The sequence below is a fragment of the Pseudomonas sp. P4_C3 genome, from assembly GCF_056402075.1.
In genome coordinates, this window is the sequence record NZ_JBFUIC010000712.1 from 1 (window position 1) to 854 (window position 854).

At 55.9% G+C, this 854-nt stretch carries 2 pseudogenes; one reads left to right on the forward strand and one right to left on the reverse strand.

The features are described 5' to 3' along the window. Positions 1–191: 191 nt before the first annotated feature. Positions 192–545: pseudogene (locus AC1DVH_RS31970) on the forward strand (TonB-dependent receptor domain-containing protein); the annotation flags it as partial. 184 nt (positions 546–729) lie between these two features. Here AC1DVH_RS31970 and AC1DVH_RS31975 read toward each other — a convergent pair. Further along, a pseudogene (locus AC1DVH_RS31975) lies at positions 730–854 on the reverse strand (co-regulatory protein PtrA N-terminal domain-containing protein); the annotation flags it as partial.

Here is an 854-nt window from a genome sequence, read left to right on the forward strand (position 1 = left end):
CTGCTACGTGAAATCTGAGCCCGGAAGCCTCTGCCCAAAAGTAAAGACTTCAATCTCAGGCGCGTATTTTTCTGCCGTGGAAACCACGGCCGACTTTTTCAACAGAATCGGCCGATTTCTGCCTGTCGCCTTAAGTGACTCCACTCATTCGAGAGCAGGAGCGCGCTGAAGATCGATGCCCCTCTACGTGATCCAAGTCCAACAGCCTTACTAACGGTGTCGTCAACGAAGGCCAGGTACCCACCTTGACGCCGCGCCACAGCGCCAACCTGTGGTTGGTGCGTTCGCTGACGCAAACCTGGCGTGTGGGCATGGGGGCCAACTATGTCGATGATCGCTATACCGCGCTGGATAACAATGTGGTCATGCCGGCTTACACAACAGTGGACACCGCGCTGTTGTACAACCAGCCGAAATGGGACATGGCCCTGCGTCTGCGCAATGTCTTCGACAAGGAGTATTACGCTTCGGCGCATGGTTCGGTGGATCTGATCACGCCCGGTGCCCCACGGACGCTGGAGCTGAGCACCAACTATCGCTTCTGAGCCCAGACCTGAAGAACAGGCCCCAAAGCAGCCCTTCGTGAAAGGCTGCTTATAGCTGTGGATTCAACACACTGGATTTTGTGTTAGCGGGATTTCGGTTAAATAAGCAAAAGCAGCACCTTGGGTGCTGCATTCGAAGCTTGAGGCCGCACATTTCTGTCAGCCCGGGGACGCGCTATACGGATCAGCTATTGCTGCGGTCGGTCGCCTTGGCTTTGCTTTGAGCTACAGCGGCTTCAGCCTTCTGTTTCTGGGCAACCTGGTAGGTTTCCATCGAGACTTTGCGGGCCGACTCCATGCGTGCGAAGG